Consider the following 18,408-nt stretch of genomic DNA (forward strand, 5'->3'; position numbering starts at 1 on the left):
TCGAACGTAACGAACACCGCGGCGAACGGGGCGTTAGAACGGAGCCTGCGGGCCTTCGTCCCGACCCTCGCCGTCGTCGGTCGTCTCGCCGGGGAACGAGGGTTCCATGCCGCTGCCACCCTCGCCGCCCATGCCCTCCATACCGGTGTCGGCGTGGACCTTCGTGATCTCGGGGATCTCCTTGACCATCCGGCTTTTGATCGCCTGGATCGTCATCGGGGAGATGCCACAGCCGGAACAGGCGCCGCCGAGCTGGATGCTCACTTCGCCGGTCTCCGTGTCGATGTTCTGGATCGCCGCGCTCCCACCGTGCATCTGAATCTGCGGGAAGTTGCGCCGCAGGAAGTTGGTGATGCGCTCGCGGAGATCGTCCTCGCCGTCGGCGTCCTGAGCGTCGGTACTCATACGCGGTGATTGGATTCCGACGGGCTTAGGCCTTTGGTTCGTCCCGCTCGTCGAGGCCGAACACCGACCGGAGTTCCGCCTCGATCTCCTCGACGTAGCGCTCCAGCGTCGTCTCCAGTTTCCCCTCGTCGACGACGATTGCAGTCACCCGGTCCGTCGGGTTCTCCGGGAGCTCGACCCGGAAGTCGCCGTCCTCGTAGAACGGTTCGGACTCGTTCAGTACCTGCTGATCGATGGCGTGAACCAGCTCGGAGTCGAAGCGGTCGTTCATCGTCTCGAAGGCGTTCTTGTACGCCCGCTGGAGTTCGGTAAAGTAGTTGGCGTACTTGTCCTCGAACTTCTCGGGGTCGAACTCGGCCATGACCGCCCTTTCGCGGGCGCGGCCAAAAGTCGGACGGTTACCCGTCCTCGACCCGAATCTCGTTGACGGTGACGTGCAGGAAGGTCACGGGCGCGCCGCCGCCGCCCGTGAGTTCCGGTTTCTGGTCCGCGAGCACCGTGTCGTAGTGGACGGCCGTTCCGCCCTGCACGTCGCTTACGCCGCCGACGATGCCGCCGTACACCTCCGCGCCGCCCCGCACGCTGATGTCCTGGTTCCCCGGCGCGTAGATGACTCCGTAGAAGTCCGCGCCGCTCCGGACGGTCACCGTCGAACTGCTCGTGCCGTAGAGCCAGATCTGGTCGCCCCGGTCGCCGACGCTCGTCCAGTCGGTCCTGATCTCGTAGTCGCCGGTGGCGTAGACGTGGACCGCGTTCGAGCCGACCACGTCCACCGGCGACCCGCCCGAGGTGGACACGTCGCCGTCGACGACGACGGACACCGGCCCGCCGGTGGTGTCGAAGGTGAGGCTGTCACCGCCGGAGAGTTCGAGGTCGTCGAGGTGGTAGGTGCCGTTCGTCAGCGTACAGGCCGCGTGGGCGCCGCCGCAGTTCCCCGCCTCGATCCGCGCGGCGTCGCTCCCGTCGTTGTCGTTCGACCCCGCCGCAGCGGCGACTTTCGTGGCGACGGCGTCGTCGATGGGGCGCAGATCCGGCGGCGTCAGCTCCCGCGCCGCCGACACCGCGCCCAGGTTCGGTCGTGGCCCGTTCTCCACGACGTTCCCGTCCACGTTCGGGTAGACGGCGCCGTCCTCGAAGCTCCCCGCCGCCGTCACGTCGCCGTCGATGTTCTGGCCGTTGGCGGGGTAGAAGTCACCGCCGACGTGGACGTCCGCGCCGATGGTCCCGGAACTGCTCACGTAGTCCCCGCCCGCGACGACGGGCGCGTCGACGCTGACGCCGCCCCCCGTCTCGACCACCCGCCCGCTGACCGTCGCCGGACTGTCGAGGTGGCCCCCGCCGCCGAGTCGCAGGTCGCCGTCGGCGATGAGTTCGTCGTCGACGGTGACACCGCCGCCCGTCAGGTCGGCGTCGCCGTCGGCGATCAGTCGGCCCGTCACTTCGATGCCGCCGCCGCCCTCGAAGTCCCCGTCGACGCGCATGTCGCCGTAGATGGTCCCACCGCCGGCGTTGACGAGGTCCTCCCCGACGTAGACGCTCCCGTTCTCGCCCCTCGTCGTGGCGTAGGTCCCTTCCGAGGAGTTGTAGCTGTCGACCGTCGCGCCGCCCTGGACGGTCACCGTCGGCGACCGGGCCGCGATGGAGTCCCCGATTTCGCGCCCCCGCGTCGGCACGCTGAGCACCACCGCCACCGATCGGTTGGCGTCGTACACTCTGACGGTGTCCGCGTCGGTCCGCGTCCGGAAGTAGTCCGCCCAGCCCCGGTAGTACTCGCTCCGGACGGTGACGCGGACGCTCCCCGAAGACAGCGGGTTCGCCATCCCCGCACTCGCGTTCGGGAACGCCGCGTAGGTCGGGCCGTCCTCGAACCGGAGCGCCTCGGCGGAGCCCGCTTCCCCGCGGAGGGCAACGATGGGGAACGTCAGCGTCGGATCGCTCCCCGAACCGGTGCCCCAGCGGTAGTGAAACTCCGGGGGCGAGACCATCGTCGACCGCCCCGCGCCGGCCCGCCAGACGCCGCCGCCCTGATAGGCCACGGTCGTTCCGCTGGACCGATACTCGACCGCCCCGAGCGTCGTGTTCACGATGGGTGGCCCGGTGGCGTTCGACCCGACCCGTTCGACGGTGATGCGCCCCGCCGACTCGTCGAGCGTCGCCCGGCCGCGGCCGCCGAGCGAGACCCGACGGCTGTCGGCGTAGCCGAGGGCCACCTCACTCACCTCGGCATCGACACTCGACATGGTGAGTTCTGCCAGACTCGCCTTCGTCCGATCCTGCACGTCGCGCAGCGCCTCGCCGCCGATCAGCAGGACGCCCGTCGTCCCGGCGACGACGACTCCGAGGATCAACACGACGCCGATGACCGAACTCTGTGCCCGCGCCTCGCGGCTCACGGCCCCGCCGGCACCCCGCTCGCCGGCAACGTGAGACGCGGTCGACGTACTTCTATTTTCATCAGTGATATGCAGGTTGAACGTCGACCGGTTTCTACCTTTATCTTTCTCACTGACATTTCGGACGACGGAGTCGGTCGATTTCGCGGCGACACGGCGCCCCGACTGTGCGGGTAGTCGGCCGGACGGTGCTACTCAGATATCAGACGTGAAAGGTGAGCGGGCGTGAGTCCCCGTCCCCTGCGTGGCGCTCGTGCGGTCGCTCGTACTCGCGCTCCTCCGGCACCGCCGGGAACGGTCGAGTCGAACGCGTTCGCTACTCGAGTTGTTCGCCGACGATCCGATCCACTTCGGCCACGAACGCCTCCCGCTCCCCGGCCGGGATGGTCGCCCCCGCGGCCACGTCGTGGCCGCCGCCGTCGCCGCCGACCGCCCGCGCCGCCTCCCGCATGGTCGCCGAGAGGTCGAGTCCGCGACGGACCAGCGCGTGCGACCCCCGTGCGGACACCTTCACCTCGCCCGCGTCGTTCGCGCCGTCCGGTTCGACGGTCGCGAAGGCGACGATCGGTCGGTCACGACGGACCCCGTCCGCGCCGAGGGCCATCCCGGCGACGATGCCGACGATGGTCTCGCGGATGCGCGTGCCGGCGTCGAACCACTGGACGTGGTTCTCGACGGTGACGCCCGTCGACTTCACCAGCTCCAGGCCCTCCGAGAGGTTCTTGCGGTGGTTGCGCAGGAGCGTCCGGGCACGGTCCAGGGCCGCCCCCCGGTCGCCGAGACACACGGCGAGGCCGACGTCCGCGCGCTCGTAGCGCGCCGTCGCGTTCAGGAGGGTGGAGAACTCGCTCACGTCGCGCAGTTCGGTGCCCTCCGGTTCGGCGGTGAGCGTGTACGTCGTTCCGATCAGGTCGTTCACGCGAACGGCCGGGACGCCGCTCGCCACCGCGCGCTTCAACAGGGCGCTCGCCACCGTCCGCCGGTCGTCGTCGGAGAGGTCGACCCACCGCTTCCACTCGCCGTCGGCACGGAGGTCGGCGTCCAGGTCGGCGAGGAAGGAGACGGCCCCGGCTTCGTCGCCGGTGATCCCCGGAATCCGCACGTCGCTCGCGTACTCCAGCAGTTTCGGGAGGGGACGGGTCTGCCGGCCGTACATGGCGAGGTCGGTGCCTTCCGCGAGGACGTCCGCCTCGATGCCCTCCGCGACGATACCCTCGTTCGCACCGGTGAGTCCGTCGACCCCGCCCTGCATGTCGCCGACGGCACCGACTACCGCGAGCGCCGCGAGGTCGCGGTTGTCCACGTCGTCACGTTCGAGAGCGCGCGCGAGGACGTACGCCGCGCCGGCCCCGGAGAGTTCGCTCGCCCCGTCGAGGCCTTCGAGCAGCGGGTTCAGGTGGTAGGCCGTCTCCGCGTCCGCCGGCTGGTGGTGGTCGGCGATCACTGGGTCGAACGCCCCGCGCGCCTCGAAGTCGGCGATGACGTCTAGCTGGCCGCTCCCGAAGTCGGTGAACAGGACGGTGTCGTGGTCGGTCGCCGCGATGGCACGAATCGACGCTTCGTCGAGTTGCTTCTCGAAGACCGTCTCGAACGGGATTCCGGCGCGTTCGAGCGCCGTCGCCGCGACGGCGGCGCTCGTCAGGCCGTCCGCGTCGATGTGCGAGGCGAGCAACACGGCGTCGGCGTCCCGGAGCCGGTCGGCACACGCCGTCGCACGCTCCGCGAGTTCGGGAACGGGACCCATCGTCGTCGGATCGGTCGTCATCGCGGATAAACCCTCGTCAGCGCGCCCCGTCGTCGCCCAGGCGCTCGACCGTCTCGCGGGCCAGCGCCTCGAACGTCGCTTCGGCGGGCACCACGTCCACGTCGATTCCCTCCCCGTCGGCCGTCTCGCGGGTCGGCGCCCCGATGACGCCGACGACGGCGTCGTTCAGGCCCGCGACCGCCGCGTCGCGGACCCCGCGTTCGGCGGCGGCGTCGAGGAAGTGTTCGACCGTCAGCGACGAGGTGAAACAGACGGCGTCCAGGTCGCCGGCCGCCGCGAGCGCTGCCGATTCGCCCGCGCCCTCTGGGCGGACCAGCCGGTAGAGTACCGTCTCGTGGACGTCGGCGCCGGCCGCCCGGAGGCCGTCGAGCAGGACCGGACTCCCGTGGTCGCTCCGGGCCACTTCCACCGTCGCGTCCGTGGTTCGGTCGGCCAGCAGGTCGACCAGCCCCGACGAGGTGAACTCCTCGGGCACCAGATCCACGGCGTAGCCCGCCGCTTCCAGCGCCTCGGCGGTTTTGGGTCCGATGGCGACGACGGTCGCCGTCCCCGGCTCCCACCCCGCCGACGCGACGAGTTCCGCCCCGGTCTTGCTCGTGAACACGACGTAGTCGGCTGCCGACGGCGTCTCGCCCGTCGGTTCGACCGCCAGCATGGGGTCGCCGACCGCTTCGACGCCCAGGTCGTGGAGGAGGGTCCGGGCCGCTGCCAGTCGGTCGTCGTCGGGGCGGAAGACGGCGACGCGTGGCCGCTCCCCGGTCACTCCTCGGCCTCCGCGCGGGCGCGGTCGATCAGGTCGGCGGCGCCCTCCTCGCGCAATTCGGCCGCGAGCGACGCGGCCGCGTCGGCGTGGTCGGTGATCCGCAGGTCGGCGGTTCGTTCCACTGCCTCCGTCCCGTCGAGGGAGAGGACCTGAACGATCACGTGGACGTACTCCCCCTGGACGACGGCGTAGACCCCGATGGGGGCGATACAGCCACCGCCGAGTTCCGCGAGAATCGTCCGCTCGACGGTCGTCTCGACGCGCGTCACTGGGTCGTCGACGGCGCCGCGAATCGTCTCGGTCGCCTCGTCGTCCACCCGGGCCGTCACCGCGATGGCGCCCTGTCCCGGCGCGGGGACGAACCGCTCTTCGGGGAGCCGAGTCGTCGGGACGGTGCCGAGCAGGCCGCTCCGCTCCAGTCCCGCCTCCGCCAGAACGATGGCGTCGTACTCCGTCTCGACCGTCCGCTCCATCGCCTGACGCTCCAGTTCCGAGAGGCCGTCGAACCAGTCCTCGACCGACCGGTCGAACGCGTCCGGATGTTCGCCCTCGTCCTCGTCTTCGGCGTCCAGCCGGCGTTCGTGTTCCCGCTGGAGGCCCGGTGCGAGCAACTTCTCCAGTCGGGTGTCGACGTTGCCCCGGAGCGGTTCGATCTTCAGATCCGGCCGCGCCCGGCGCAACTGCGCGCCCCGACGAAGCGAGGACGTCCCGACGACGGCCCCCTCGGGGAGGTCGGACAGGGCACTCCCGTCGGGCGTCACCAGGACGTCGCCCGCGGAGGCGCGTTCCGGTACCCCGGCGACGACGAGTTCCGTCGGCGACTCCGTGGGCATGTCCTTCATGGAGTGGACCGCGGCGTCGACGTCGCCTTCGAGCACTCGCTCGTCGAGGGCGCGGACGAACGCTCCGGTCTTTCCCAGGCGGTGGATGAGTTCGTCCCGAATCTCGTCGCCTCGGGTCGACACCTCCACCGTCTCGACGGTGCGTCGCGGGCCGTCGAGACGGTCGCGGACGCTCGCCGTCTGTCGGAGGGCGAGGTCGGACCCGCGCGTCGCTAGCCGTATGGTCCCGCGCGTGTTCATATCCGACCGGTCGCTCCCGAGGGTGAAAAGCCCACCAGTTCCCGTCGGCGACGCGGTGACACAACGCCTTTGAGCCGGCCCCGAGACGCCCACCATACGAGCCATGTCGAGGATTCCGAAGTACAACGCCGTCGGTCTGTCCCCGACCGTCTGGGGCGCCGAGGAGCGCAGCGACATCGAGACGAATCTCGAACACATCCACGAGGCCCTCTCGGCGGCCACGTGGCTCAGCGGCCTGGAACTCCCCGTCAAACTCGCCGTCCTCCCCGAAGGGGCGCTCCAGGGGTTCACCGACGAGGTGTTCGACATGGACCACGCCACCTACCGCGAGGAGATCGCGATCGATATCCCCGGTCCAGAGACCGAGACGCTCGGCGAGTACGCCAAGGAGTTCGAGACGTTCGTCGTCGCCTCCGCGAAGGAGAAGGCGCCCGAGTACGACGAGAAGTTCTACAACACCGCCTTCGTCATCGACCCCGACGGCGACGTGATCCACACCCACCGGAAGGTGACGCCACTCCTCCCCGTCGAGCGGTCGGTCTCCCCCCACGACGTGTGGGACGACTGGCAGGAACACCACGGCGACGATCTGGACGACCTCTTTCCCGTCGTCGACACCGAAATCGGTCGCCTCGGCATCTCGCTGGCCATCGAGGGAGCGTACCCCGAGTACGTCCGCGGCCTCGCGATGAACGGCGCCGAAGTCGTCTGCCGGATCGCCTGCCCGGAACCGCTCGTGGCGAACGAGAGCTGGGCGATCCAGAACCGGGCGCGCGCCCTCGACAACACCTGTTACGTCGTCGCGCCGAACCTGGGGACGTACTACGTCACGCCCGACGCGGACACGCCGGTCGACACGTTCGGCGGCGGATCGATGGTCGTCGATCACAAAGGGAACGTCCTCGCCGAACACGCCTACGGTGCCGGGTCGTCGTACTGTGCGGCCACCGTCGACGTGGAAGGCCTCCGCGAGTTCCGCACCTCGTCGCCGCTCGCGAACTGGATCAAGGACCTCCGGACGGAACTGATCCAGCCCATCTACGACCGGGAGCTCTACCCGAAGAACCTGTGGCTGGACCGCCAGCCCGTGGATCACGAGACGTACGCCGAGGAGGTGACGGAGGCACAGATCGAGAGGATGGTCGAGGAAGACATCTTCGTCCCGCCGTATCACGAGCGAGACGGCGAGGAGTAACTCGCGAGACGCCCGGTTACAGCGCGTCCTGATACGCGTCGAGCGTCCGCTGGACGTCCTCCTCCGTGTGGGCGTAGCTGACGAACTGTGCCTCGTACTGGTTGGCGGTGAGGAAGACGCCGCGGTCTTTCATCTCCTGCCAGAACACCCGCTCCCAGCGGTTCGTCTCGGCGGCCGCCACGTCCGCGCCCGTCTTGGGGCAGGCGTCGAAGTTCGGACAGTCCTCGCGCTGGCGACAGCCGGCCTCGCAGTGGCCCTCGCCGCCGCTCCCGTCGCGGGTAAAGATGGTCTTGAAGATGCTCCCGGTGCCGACGACGGTGTACTCCGGCGCTCGCTCCGCCAGGATGTCGGTGATGCCCGCGCGCAACTGCTCGCCGAGGGCGTCCACGTGGTCGTACACGTCGTTCTCGGCGGCGTAGCGCAGCGTCTCCAGGCCGGCGGCCATCGTGACGGGGTGGCCGGAGAACGTGCCGGACTGGAACACGTCGCCGCCCGGCGTGAGGTGTTCGACGATTTCCGCGCGGCCGCCGACGGCGCCGACGGGAAACCCGCCGCCGACGATCTTCCCGAGCGTCGTCAGGTCGGGTGTGACGCCGAACTCGCTCTGGGCACAGCCGAGGCCGCCGACGCGGAAGCCGGTGATGACCTCGTCGAAGATCAGGAGCGAGCCGTACTCGTCACAGAGTTCGCGTAGCGACTCGTGGAAGCCGTCGACGGGCATGACGACGCCCATGTTGCCCAGGATCGGCTCCGTGAGGACGGCGGCGATGTCGTCGCCGTGGGCCTCGAAGACGTCCGCGATGGTGTCGGTGTCGTTGAACGGGACTGGGATGGTGTGGTCGGCGAAGGAGTCGGGGATGCCCGGCGAGGAGGGCGTCGCCCCGTCCGGATCGCCCTCGACCAGCGTGGACTCCTGTGCGCCGTGGTAGCCGCCCTGCATGACGACGATTTTGTCGCGCCCGGTGTACGCCCGCGCGAGGCGGACGGCCGAGACGGTGGCTTCGGTCCCCGAGTTGACGAAGCGGAGCATCTCGACGGAGGGGACGTGTCGCGTCACGAACTCCGCGAGGTCGACTTCGACCTCGGTGGGTGCGCCGTACATCGGGCCGGCGCTGGCGTGAGACTGGATCGCCGCCTCCACCGACTCGGGGAGGTCGTGACCGTACAGTAGCGGGCCGTAGCCCATCACGTAGTCGAGATAGCGGTTGCCGTCCGCGTCGACGACGTGGGCGCCGTCGCCGCCTTCGACGAAGAAGGGGTACGGCATCGACGCCCGCACCGACGAGTTGACACCGCCGGCCAGCACGGACAGCGCCCGGTCGTACAGCTCCCGTGATTCGTCGTGGTTCATACCTACGGCTGTGCGCCGCTGCGGAAAGAAGGTACTGGGTCGAAGGGAGCGCCGGTGTTCGCCGCGGGTCGCGGGACGGACGACGTGTTTGGTGGTTAGACCGCGTCCGGTCCCGTCTTCCCGGTGCGGACCTGTACCGCCTCGTCGACGGGCATGATGAAGATCTTGCCGTCGCCGGGTTCGCCCGTGTTCGCACCCTCGCGGATGGCGTCGGCGACGTCCATCGCGGGCACGTCCGCGACGACGCACTCGATTTTCACCTTCTGGTGGAGGTCGACGGTGTACTCCTCGCCGCGCCACTGGCCCTTCTTGGCGGGCTGTGAGCCGCGGCCGGAGACGTTCGTCACGGTGATCGAGGGGGCGCCGACGTCGGCGATGGCCTGTTTCACGTCGCCCAGTTTCTCCGGACGAAGCATCGCGACGACCATCTTGATCTCGCTGCCACCGTCGGTGCGGATCTCTTTGTCCTCGCCACCGTCGGTGCGGAAGCCCTCGCCGCCGTCGGCGACGATGTCGGGCTCGCCGAATTCGGGGTAGGTGTTGACGCCGTGTTCGGACACGTCGAGACCCTCACGCTCGTGTTCCTCCGAGACGCGGGCCTGACCCAGCGCCTTGATGATGCCGAACACCAGGGCCGTCGCGAAGATGGTCCAGGCGGCGATGACCGCGACGCCGGCCAACTGGCCGACGAAGCTCACGGAGTAGCCGGGAATCGCAAAGAGCGGGAACAGGACCGCTCCGAGGACGCCCGCGCTCCCGTGGACGGGAAAGACCGCACACACGTCGTCGATCTTCAGGCGCTTCTCGACGAATCCGAAGACGATGGGGAGCTGTGCGCCGGCCAGCCCACCGATCACGAGCGCGCCGATCCACGTGATCGCGTTGGTGTTGCTGGTGATGCCGACCAGTCCGGCGAGCATGCCGTTCGCGACGTAGAGCGTATCGACCTTGCCGGTCTTGCCCAGCGCGACGGCGCCGGCGCCGATGGCGCCCGCGGCCATGCCCATCGTCGTCGTGAGGGCGACGCGACCGAGCTGATCACTGAGCAGGCCGCCGTCGCTGAAGATGGCGGACGTGCCCACGTTGAAGCCGTACCAGCCGAAACAGAGGATGAGCGTTCCCAGCACCGCGAAGGTGAGCGAGTGGCCGGGGATGATGTTCACCGAGCCATCCTCGTTGTAGCGGTCCATCCGGGGGCCGAGCACCCAGGCGGCCGTGAGGCCGGCGATGCCGCCCATGCCGTGGACGATCATGCCGCCCGCGAAGTCCTGGAAGCCCGGACCGATGGTCGTCAGGAAGCCGCCGGCCCAGGTGAGACCGGTGACGACGGGGTAGATGACCGCCGACAGCAGGATCGTGTAGGCGACGTACGCGCGGAGTTTCGCCCGACCGGCGATGGCCCCGCTGACGATGGTCGCCGCCGTCATGGCGAACACCGCGCCGTAGAGCCAGCCGACCCACCCGGCCGAGCTACCGGTGATGTAGCCGAACGGGTTCGAGCCGCCGCCGACGACGGTCGAGACACCGGCGCCGATCAGGAAGTAGACGATGACGCCGACGCTCCAGGTCAGCATGTTCTTCGTCAGCTGGTTGGCGACGTTCTTCGAGCGCACCTGCCCCGCCTCCAGCATGGCGAAGCCGGCGTGCATGAAGAAGATGAGGAAGCTGACGGTCAGGATCCAGGCGTTGTTCACGCCGGAGGTGATCGCTGACGGGTCAACCTGAAGCGGCGTCAGCATTCGGCCACCTCCGTCGACGGTACTTCGCTATCGGTGCTTGGACAGATGTTTGTGTTTTCGGGTTCTTCTACCATGTTCGTTCTCCGAGTTGCGATAGAATCTACTGTTACGACATAGTATAAGGATTAGTGTTTACAAATGTCTATATTAATCCGTTTGTCTGGATGTTCGTTCGATTTAATAGCAGATAAGGGTTGTATAAGGACGTAAAACCGGGAACTGACGGACAAATGTTGCCCGATAATCGGACGGACGTTTTGTCAACGATATTGTATTTGCCTGCGGCGCCGCGCGCTCACGCGCCCCGGCAGTCGGGTGCCACGTCCTCGGCGAAGTAGGTCACGATCAGGTCCGCACCCGCGCGCTTGAGCGACAGGAGGGACTCCCGAGCGACCGCGTCGAGGTCGAGCCACCCTTTCTCGGCGGCGGCGTGGAGCATCGCGTACTCGCCGCTGACGTTGTAGGCGGCGACGGGTCGGTCGAACTCCCGGCGGACGGCGCTCACCACGTCGAGGTAGGGCAGGCCCGGCTTGACCATCAGCACGTCGGCGCCCTGTTCCACGTCGAGGCGCACCTCGCGGAGCGCCTCCCGGCCGTTCGCGGGGTCCATCTGGTAGTGGCGCCGGTCGCCGAAGGCGGGCGCGCCGTCGGCAGCGTCGCGGAACGGGCCGTAGAAGGCGCTCTCGTACTTCGCGGCGTAGGACATGATCGCCACGTCCGAGAAGCCGTCGTCGTCGAGACCCGTCCGGATGGCCCCGACCATCCCGTCGGTCATGCTGGAGGGGGCGACCATATCCGCCCCCGCCTCGGCGTGGGAGACGGCCGTCCGCGCGAGGCGGTCGAGCGTCGCGTCGTTGTCGACGGTCAGGATCGGATCGTCGCGTGCGTCCGCCTCCAGCACCCCGCAGTGGCCGTGTTCGGTGTACTCACAGAGACAGACGTCGGTGATGACCGTCGCGTCCGTCTCGGCCGTGACGGCCCGGGTCGCCCGCTGGACGACGCCGTCCTCCGCCCAGGCGCGCGATCCCTCGTGATCCTTCGACTCCGGGATGCCGAAGAGGATGACGGCCTCGACACCCGTTTCCAGCACCTCCTCGACCCGGTCGACCGCCTCGGCGACGGGGACCCGTTCGTGTCCGGGCATCGACTCGATGGGCACCCGTTCGTCGGTCGTCGCATCGACGAACACGGGCGCCACGAGGTCGGACGCGCGGAGTTCGGTCTCGCTGACGAGCGAGCGGACGCCGTCCCGGCGCAGTCGCCGCGGGCGGTCTGGCTGATGCATACCGCACGCCTCGCCCGGGACGGTCAAAACCCCGTCGCTCCCACGCACACGCAACCGATATGTGCCCCCACGGTGCAGAGTGCAGTGTGTTCGCTCCGCTTCAGGTCGCTCAGTTGCCCGACGCCCTCCGCGAGCTACTCGCCGCCGACTACGGCTTGCTCGTCCTCTTCGGGGTGTTCGTCCTCGAAGGGGCGATGTTGCTGTACGTCGTGCCGAGCGAACTCGTCGTTCCGGGAGCGCTCGCGCTCCTCGGGGGATCGGTGGCGAACGCCGTGACCGTCGTCGGTATCGCCGTCGCCGGCGCCACCGTCGGCCAGTTCGCCCTGTTTACGCTGGCCAAGCGCGCCGGTCGGGAGCGGCTGCTGGGGTCGCGGTGGTTCCGCGTCAGCGACGACGCCCTCGCCCGCTTCGAGGGGTGGTTCGACCGGTGGGGGCCCGTGGTCGTCCCCGTGAGCAACACGCTCCTGTTCACTCGGGGGATGGTCACGGTTCCCGCCGGCCTCGCCGGCATGGACGACCGCCGGTTCCTGCTCCTGTCGGCGCTCGGCACCCTCTCCTTCGAATCGATACTCGCGGGGCTGTATCTCTGGTTCGGGACGGTACTGTGATCGGGCGGCAGTGACGGTGGGTTGCGGGGACGGGCGACTGGAACGGGGCCGCTACTCGGTCCGGTCGATGTCGATCTTCTCGCGCAGCGCGGCGAGGTCGTCGGACTCCGCGAGCTCTTCCAGCCGCTCCCGGAAGTGGTTCTCGCAGAGGCCGACGCGAATGCCCTCCTTCTCCGCCGCGTAGGCGGCCTCGCGATCACAGTAGTGGCAGTTCATACCATCGGTAGGTGCTCCCTCCGGTTTAACCCTGCGCATCCGGCAGATGCGGCGCGAGCCGGGCGTAGGCCGCGGCGTCCACCCCGGCGACGCCGAGCCGCCGGTCGTGGGCGTCGCTCCCGCCGGTCGCCAACAGGTCGTGGGCCTCGATCACCTCGTCGAGGCGCGACTCGTCGACGGGGGCGTCGTAGGGGTAGTACCGCTCGATGGCGTCCAGTTCCGGCGCGAGTTCGAGAGCCGCCTCCGGGTCCGCGTACCGGAACGGGTGCGCGAGGGAGACGACCGGACACGCCTCGCCGAGGAGCGCGAGACCACGGTCCACGCTCGGTACCTCACGGGCGATGTAACACGGGCCGTCGTCGCCGATGAACCGTCCGAACGCGCCCGCGTAATCGCAGTCGGCGTCGCTCTCGTCCACTGCGCGCGCGACGTGAGGGCGGCCCACGCCGGGTTCGAACGACACGTCCAGGTCGACGCCGAGGCGGTCCTCGATTCGTTCGGTCATGCGCCGTGCTCGGTCGATGCGGTCGGTCTGGAGGCGGTCGAGTTCCGTCCGCAGCGCCGGCGTCTCCTCGACGCCGTAGCCGAGCAAGTCGATCCGTCCCGTGGCCGTCTCGACCTGGAGTTCGATGCCCCGGATCACCGTCACGCCGTCCCGAACGGTCACGGGGGCGGTCAGATCCGGGTGGAGTCGGTCGTGGTCGGTGACGGCGACGACGGAGACGCCGGCGTCCCGTGCGGCCGCCGGGAGGGACGAGAGGGGTAACCGCCCGTCGGAGACGGGGGTGTGTACGTGCAGATCCGCGACCACGTCCATACCGCCACCTCGCTGCCACCGCCGATAGGCCTTGCGACCACCGTGTGTGATACTCGCTTGCGTGGTTCCCGTTCACCCGACACGCGTTCTCAATTAAGGATAATTAAGGTCTTGTGCCTGACTAAGGTAGTGCATGGAAAACCATTATAGTTATCGACCGTGTGGAACCCAGTGATGAAGTTCAACGGCACTGGCGAAATGATCGAAGCCCTCGAATACCCGACGACCACCGACGAGATCATCGACAACCACGGCGAGCACGAACTCGAACTCCAGCGCGGGACCGAACAGGTCGGCGAGATTCTCGAACGGCTGGGGACGGAGGAGTTCGAGACGCCCGAGGACGTCCGCCTCTCCGTTCGCTCCGCAGTCGGCCACAAGGCCATCGGCCGGCGCTTCTACAGTGACCGTGATCCGACTGCCCTCGGCGAATCCGGGCCGACGCCGCTGTCGCTCTAGAGGTCCAGTTCGAGCGGAACCGATCCCTTGGTGTACCCCATCGTTCTCCCGTCGGGCCGCATCCGATAGACGACTGCGGGCCGGTGACCCACGTCCGGCCGTTCCTGATCGACCGCGAACCAGTCGTCGTCCGGGAACGACGAGCAGTCGACGAACAGCACTACGCCGCCCGCGTGCGCCGACAGCTGTCCGTCAGTCTTCGTCTTCGCCGTATCGCGCACGGCGGCTTCCGGCGTCCCCGCAGACCGGCGATTCGGCGGTAGCGGCCGCGTCACCTCGACGAGCGGCTGTTCGCCGGCGTCGGTGCGTGCCTGGAAGTCGATGGAGTGACCCGTCGTCACCTCGATTTCGGGGTGCGGATCGTAGCCGGCGTCGGTGAGGAGCTTCGCCGCGTGAAACTCGCCCATCGTCGCCGCCATGCGCGTCAGGTCGAGATACTCCGACGTGCCGAGTTTGCCCGCCATCGTCTCGCGGTAGTCGTCGAGGACGCCCGTCGACAGGAACGACTCGTAGAATGCCAGCGTGTCGTCTCGCTCCGCGTCCGGGAACCCACCCGCGTGCTCTTCGAAGAACTCCCGGGTCGTCCACCGGCCGTCCTTCGAGAGGAAGACGGGGAGGAAGAACCACGAGAGGTGGGGGTAGTCTTCGAGCCAGGGCGACTGTTCGTGCAGTTCCGCGCGCAGTTCGCGCTCGGTCCAGTCGGCGACGCCGCTCGGTACCTCGGTGAAGCCGTACTTCTCGGTACGCCAGAGGCTCGACGGTGTCTCCGTGTTGCCGAGCCAGTAGGCGCCGTCGTCGTTCCAGCAGAACAGCGCGGTGTCGCCGTTGTCAACGTCGAACCGTCGGGCCTCGTAGCCGTCGGGCGGTTTGAACCACGGACGACGGCTGGTCGCGCCCAGATTGTCGTCCAGGGGTTCGAACACCTCGGCGCGGACGCGGCCGTCCGTCCAGCGGCCGGGGGCGTGTCGAAAACGAAGGGGTCGTGCCACGGTCGGTGTACGGCTCCAGACGATTTACGCGTTCCGCGTCGCACCCAGCGGAACGTCCGTTACATATATGTCTGGAGGTATCCAAGCCAGTGTGTACCATGTCAATGGGTGCCTATGACGAGGACGAACACGAGCGGCGCGCACAGAAAACCGGCCAGGTCGACGCGGATTTCGACGACGACCGGTCGGAGTTCCGAGGGACCCTCTCGTACGAGTCGGGCGACTCCACCGAAGCCCTCTTGGATCAGTTCAAACAGCTTCAGGGCGAGTGACCACTATCCGTTCCGTCCGAGCAGCACCGTCGCCGCCGTCGACACCGCCGTCACGGCGACGACGTGGCCCACGATTGCTCCGACCAGCAACGCGTCCCCCCACACCACCGGCACGAGCGCCAACTCCAACAGCGCGAACCCGACGGTGGCAGCGTCGATGCGTCGACACCGTCTGGCCGTCTCGGCGTCGACCCGGTAGCGCAGCGACCGCCACAGCGAGACCAGCGCCGTCCACCACGACGTCCCCGTGCGATAACAGAGGTCCCAGAGGAGCAACAGCGCCACGAAGACCACGGGTGCTGGTGGCGCGCCCCCGGCGCCGAGGAGCGTGGCGAGCGGCGTCGGCGCTGCCCCGCCGAGCAGGTAGGTGGTCAGCGCGACGAACGAGAGTACCCCGAAGAGCACCTCGACGCTCGACCCGAACAGGAGGCGGCGGTGGGCGGCGGGCAGACCCACCCCGCGCGCCGCCGCGCCGATACGGAGCATAGCGACGCTTCCCGCCGCGGCGACGACGACGGCCGCAGTTCCCGCCACGACGGCCCGTTCCGGAAGCCCGTAGCCGACGCCGAGCCCGAGGACGAGCGTCTCGAAGAGGACCACCTGAACGCCCACGGCCTGCCGGGCCGTGAGCTGCAGGCCGGGAATGCCGCCCACGAGGCTCTCGTACACCCACGTCTCGCCGAAGGACGGGTGGCCGTCGACAGCCATCGATTCCGTCGCGGGTCGCCGTCTTCCGTCGCTTCCCGTCACGCCGTCGCCGCGTCCGCTCGCGGTCCCTCCCGTGCGAGCGCGCGGCGGAGCGCCTCGTCGAACGTCGTCGGATCGACCGGCACCAGATCACGGATCCGGTCGTCGTGGACCACGACCGGGTTCTTGAGTCCCGCGATCAGCGGTCGGGCGACCCGCCAGGGGACGTCGGTCATCAACCCCACCCAGTACGCCGAGAGCCGCGGCGTCAACACCGGCACGGCGAGAATGATCGGTTCGTGACCGAGGTGTTGGCCCGTCCGGCGGAGCATCTCGGCGTACGTCAGTACCTCCGGTCCACCGATTTCGTACGTCTCGCCGGCCGTCTCGGGCACGTCGAGGACGCCGACGAGGTACGCGATCACGTCGTCGACGGCGATGGGTTGACACGCCGTCCGCACCCACCGCGGGGTCACCATCACCGGCAGGCGCGTGGCGAGTTGGCGAATCATCTCGAAGCCCGCGCTCCCGGCGCCGACGACGATGGCCGCCCGTAGCGTCGTGAGGGCGTAGCGCCCCGTCGCCAGCACCCGTTCGACCTCGCGACGCGACCGGAGGTGTTCCGAGAGGTGGTCGCGGTCCTCGCCGAGGCCCCCGAGGTAGACGACCCGTTCGACGCCCGCCTCGCTCGCCGCCCGGGCGAACCCGTCCGCGGCCCGGCGGTCGTGGTCCGCGAAGTCGTCGCGGGCCGTCATCGAGTGGACGAGGTAGTACGCCGCGTCGACGTCGAGGGCGGCCGCGTAGGACGACGGCTCCAGCAGGTCGCCCTCGACAACCCGGACGCCCGCCGGCGGATCGTACCGTTCGGCGTCGCGGACGAGGACGGTCACCTCGTGGCTCGCGTCGACGAGGGCGGGGACGAGACGACCACCGACGAATCCGGTGGCACCGGTCACGAGGATGCGCATACTCCCCGGAGGACGGGCAGGGGATTAACGCTTGCCCGCCGCCGCGGCGTCATGTCCGGCCGTCGCCGCTCCCGTGGTCGACGAGGCCCGGGAACCAGTCACACCGATCCGTCTCCGTCTCTCGATTCGACCGGGTTCAGGCTCACCCTGATAGCTCGTCCCGTCCGCAGTCGGTCGGTTAGTGCCCGATTACCTATCCCCGCCGGCCGTGTAGCGGCTCCCGTGTCAGCGATACCACCCTCCCCCGTTCGGACCGCTCGGCGACTCGGCGCCACCGGTGGGCCCCGATGAGCGACGCCGAACCGCCGGACGTGTCCGACGACGGCTCCTCCCGTCGCCGCCTGCTCACCCTCCTCGGCGGCGTCCTGCTCGCCCTCCTCGGCGCGGGCTTTGGCGCCTCGAACCCCTTCGCCGGCGACGACACCGAGGACACGACGTCCGATCCCGGCCTCTCCGTCCAGTACACGGTGACGCCGGATCGAGCCGCACCGACGCCCACACCGACCCCCGAACCCGGCGACGACCCCGGCTCGGACGGCCAGACCGTGCCGCCGAACGCCACCGACGTGACCACCGCCGCGCCCGGGACGTCGTCGGGCGACGGGTCCGACCCCGACGACTCGCGCCCGCCAGGCGACGGCGACCGGAACCCGCCCGCCGGCGTCGATTCGCCGACGCCGGTGCCGACCCCGGCGAACGATCTGACCGCGTCGGCCATCCCGCCGGTGTCGCTCTCCGACGTCGCCCCCGGCGACGGCGGCGTCGTCGACCTCGCGCTCTCGCTGTCGGGGACGCCGGCCCGTCTCTGGGTTCGCGGCGACGCGACCGACTTCGACGAGGGTGGCGTCGTCGAGGCGGAGCGAAGCGACGGCGACGGCGGGCCGCCCGGCGAACTCCAGGAGTACGTCGAGGTGCGCCTGTGGTACGACGGCGACGCGGGTGCCGGCGACCGAGTGGTCTACGAGGGACCGCTCGCCGGCCTCGGCGCCGTCTCGGAGTGGACCCCGCTCACCGACTCCTGTGTCGACCCGGGTACCCACCCCGTGCGCTTCCGGTGGGATCTGCCCGCGGACGCGCCGAACCGCGTTCAGACGGACTCGGTGTCGTTCTCGCTCGACGTCGCCGCGGACGCGAGCGAGTGTGTGTGATCCGTAGGGCTTTCCCTCCCCGGCCCGTCGGCTTCGGGTATGAGCTCCGACCCCTGTGACGGCTGTGGGACGGACGTTCCCGTCGCGGGCGGCGCCGGGGACTTCTGGACGTTCGAGGCCGAAACCACCGGTGGCGTCACGCTGGAACTCGCCGATGGCACCGAACACTTCCTCTGTTTCGACTGCATCGAACGGTTGCCCGACGACCGCGAAGTGACCGCCGATGACGTGGCGACGCTGTCCGACTAGTGTTCCCGTCGACCGGG

20 protein-coding genes are annotated in these 18,408 nt (G+C 69.1%); 6 read left to right on the forward strand and 14 right to left on the reverse strand.

Translation table 11 applies throughout. The features are described 5' to 3' along the window. Positions 1-33 precede the first annotated feature (33 nt). The 6 genes from V8686_RS03920 to hemC form a co-directional block, all read right to left on the reverse strand. Positions 34-405 (reverse strand): NifU family protein, encoded by a 372-nt coding sequence (locus V8686_RS03920; protein WP_379702658.1) that lies wholly within the window; start codon positions 403-405, stop codon positions 34-36. A 25-nt stretch (positions 406-430) separates the two neighbouring features. Then, on the reverse strand, positions 431-766 hold the full coding sequence (locus V8686_RS03925; protein ID WP_379702659.1) for a DUF5783 family protein: 336 nt from the start codon (positions 764-766) through the stop codon (positions 431-433). 37 nt (positions 767-803) lie between these two features. After that, a complete protein-coding gene (locus tag V8686_RS03930) occupies positions 804-2,798 on the reverse strand; it encodes a DUF7289 family protein (RefSeq protein ID WP_379702660.1) in 1,995 nt (664 codons plus the stop codon). A 316-nt stretch (positions 2,799-3,114) separates the two neighbouring features. Next, complete coding sequence (locus V8686_RS03935) at positions 3,115-4,563, reverse strand: DHHA1 domain-containing protein (protein ID WP_379702661.1); 1,449 nt, start codon at positions 4,561-4,563, stop codon at positions 3,115-3,117. Positions 4,564-4,579: 16 nt separating this feature from the next. After that, positions 4,580-5,326, reverse strand: a complete 747-nt coding sequence (locus tag V8686_RS03940; protein ID WP_379702662.1) for a uroporphyrinogen-III synthase — start codon at positions 5,324-5,326, stop codon at positions 4,580-4,582. Next, positions 5,323-6,408 (reverse strand): hydroxymethylbilane synthase, encoded by a 1,086-nt coding sequence (gene hemC / locus V8686_RS03945; RefSeq protein ID WP_379702663.1) that lies wholly within the window; start codon positions 6,406-6,408, stop codon positions 5,323-5,325. The genes V8686_RS03940 and hemC overlap by 4 nt, the downstream gene beginning before the upstream one ends. A 103-nt stretch (positions 6,409-6,511) precedes the next feature. Here hemC and V8686_RS03950 point away from each other — a divergent pair, with 103 nt between their 5' ends. Continuing rightward, positions 6,512-7,603, forward strand: coding sequence for a nitrilase-related carbon-nitrogen hydrolase (locus V8686_RS03950; protein WP_379702664.1), 1,092 nt, complete (start codon positions 6,512-6,514; stop codon positions 7,601-7,603). 16 nt (positions 7,604-7,619) lie between these two features. On the opposite strand, the gene hemL is transcribed toward V8686_RS03950, so the two are convergent. The 3 genes from hemL to hemB form a co-directional block, all read right to left on the reverse strand. Continuing rightward, positions 7,620-8,954 carry a glutamate-1-semialdehyde 2,1-aminomutase gene (gene hemL / locus V8686_RS03955; RefSeq protein ID WP_379702665.1) on the reverse strand — a complete coding sequence of 445 codons (1,335 nt, stop codon included), beginning with the start codon at positions 8,952-8,954 and terminating at the stop codon, positions 7,620-7,622. A 95-nt stretch (positions 8,955-9,049) separates the two neighbouring features. After that, positions 9,050-10,693, reverse strand: coding sequence for an ammonium transporter (locus tag V8686_RS03960; protein ID WP_379702666.1), 1,644 nt, complete (start codon positions 10,691-10,693; stop codon positions 9,050-9,052). A 295-nt stretch (positions 10,694-10,988) separates the two neighbouring features. Further along, positions 10,989-11,978, reverse strand: a complete 990-nt coding sequence (hemB, locus tag V8686_RS03965) for a porphobilinogen synthase (protein WP_379702667.1) — start codon at positions 11,976-11,978, stop codon at positions 10,989-10,991. A 59-nt stretch (positions 11,979-12,037) separates the two neighbouring features. Here hemB and V8686_RS03970 point away from each other — a divergent pair, with 59 nt between their 5' ends. Further along, positions 12,038-12,586 (forward strand): DedA family protein, encoded by a 549-nt coding sequence (locus V8686_RS03970; RefSeq protein WP_379702669.1) that lies wholly within the window; start codon positions 12,038-12,040, stop codon positions 12,584-12,586. 51 nt (positions 12,587-12,637) lie between these two features. Here V8686_RS03970 and V8686_RS03975 read toward each other — a convergent pair whose 3' ends face one another. Together V8686_RS03975 and V8686_RS03980 are read right to left on the reverse strand one after the other, a co-directional pair. Beyond that, a complete protein-coding gene (locus V8686_RS03975; RefSeq protein WP_251328844.1) occupies positions 12,638-12,802 on the reverse strand; it encodes a DUF6757 family protein in 165 nt (54 codons plus the stop codon). 25 nt (positions 12,803-12,827) lie between these two features. After that, positions 12,828-13,619 carry a PHP domain-containing protein gene (locus V8686_RS03980; RefSeq protein ID WP_379702670.1) on the reverse strand — a complete coding sequence of 264 codons (792 nt, stop codon included), beginning with the start codon at positions 13,617-13,619 and terminating at the stop codon, positions 12,828-12,830. Positions 13,620-13,793: 174 nt separating this feature from the next. Here V8686_RS03980 and V8686_RS03985 point away from each other — a divergent pair, with 174 nt between their 5' ends. Continuing rightward, positions 13,794-14,078 carry a DUF5789 family protein gene (locus V8686_RS03985; RefSeq protein WP_379702671.1) on the forward strand — a complete coding sequence of 95 codons (285 nt, stop codon included), beginning with the start codon at positions 13,794-13,796 and terminating at the stop codon, positions 14,076-14,078. Here V8686_RS03985 and V8686_RS03990 read toward each other — a convergent pair. Further along, positions 14,075-15,067 carry a DUF5784 family protein gene (locus V8686_RS03990; RefSeq protein ID WP_379702672.1) on the reverse strand — a complete coding sequence of 331 codons (993 nt, stop codon included), beginning with the start codon at positions 15,065-15,067 and terminating at the stop codon, positions 14,075-14,077. The two genes, V8686_RS03985 and V8686_RS03990, sit on opposite strands and share 4 nt — an antisense overlap. Before the next feature lie 98 nt (positions 15,068-15,165). On the opposite strand from V8686_RS03990, the gene V8686_RS03995 reads away from it, so the two are divergent. Then, positions 15,166-15,339 (forward strand): DUF5786 family protein, encoded by a 174-nt coding sequence (locus V8686_RS03995; protein ID WP_345780655.1) that lies wholly within the window; start codon positions 15,166-15,168, stop codon positions 15,337-15,339. Positions 15,340-15,342: 3 nt separating this feature from the next. On the opposite strand, the gene V8686_RS04000 is transcribed toward V8686_RS03995, so the two are convergent. Both V8686_RS04000 and V8686_RS04005 read right to left on the reverse strand, forming a co-directional pair. Continuing rightward, positions 15,343-16,047, reverse strand: a complete 705-nt coding sequence (locus V8686_RS04000; RefSeq protein WP_379702673.1) for a DUF7530 family protein — start codon at positions 16,045-16,047, stop codon at positions 15,343-15,345. Positions 16,048-16,085: 38 nt separating this feature from the next. Beyond that, positions 16,086-16,994 (reverse strand): NAD(P)H-binding protein, encoded by a 909-nt coding sequence (locus V8686_RS04005; protein ID WP_379702674.1) that lies wholly within the window; start codon positions 16,992-16,994, stop codon positions 16,086-16,088. A gap of 287 nt (positions 16,995-17,281) precedes the next feature. Between V8686_RS04005 and V8686_RS04010 the strand changes: the two genes are divergently transcribed. Both V8686_RS04010 and V8686_RS04015 read left to right on the forward strand, forming a co-directional pair. Further along, positions 17,282-18,142 carry a hypothetical protein gene (locus V8686_RS04010; protein ID WP_379702675.1) on the forward strand — a complete coding sequence of 287 codons (861 nt, stop codon included), beginning with the start codon at positions 17,282-17,284 and terminating at the stop codon, positions 18,140-18,142. Positions 18,143-18,181: 39 nt separating this feature from the next. Then, on the forward strand, positions 18,182-18,391 hold the full coding sequence (locus V8686_RS04015; RefSeq protein WP_379702676.1) for a DUF7561 family protein: 210 nt from the start codon (positions 18,182-18,184) through the stop codon (positions 18,389-18,391). Positions 18,392-18,408: the final 17 nt, after the last annotated feature.

Source organism: Haloplanus litoreus (assembly GCF_045690335.1).
Classification (GTDB): domain Archaea; phylum Halobacteriota; class Halobacteria; order Halobacteriales; family Haloferacaceae; genus Haloplanus; species Haloplanus litoreus.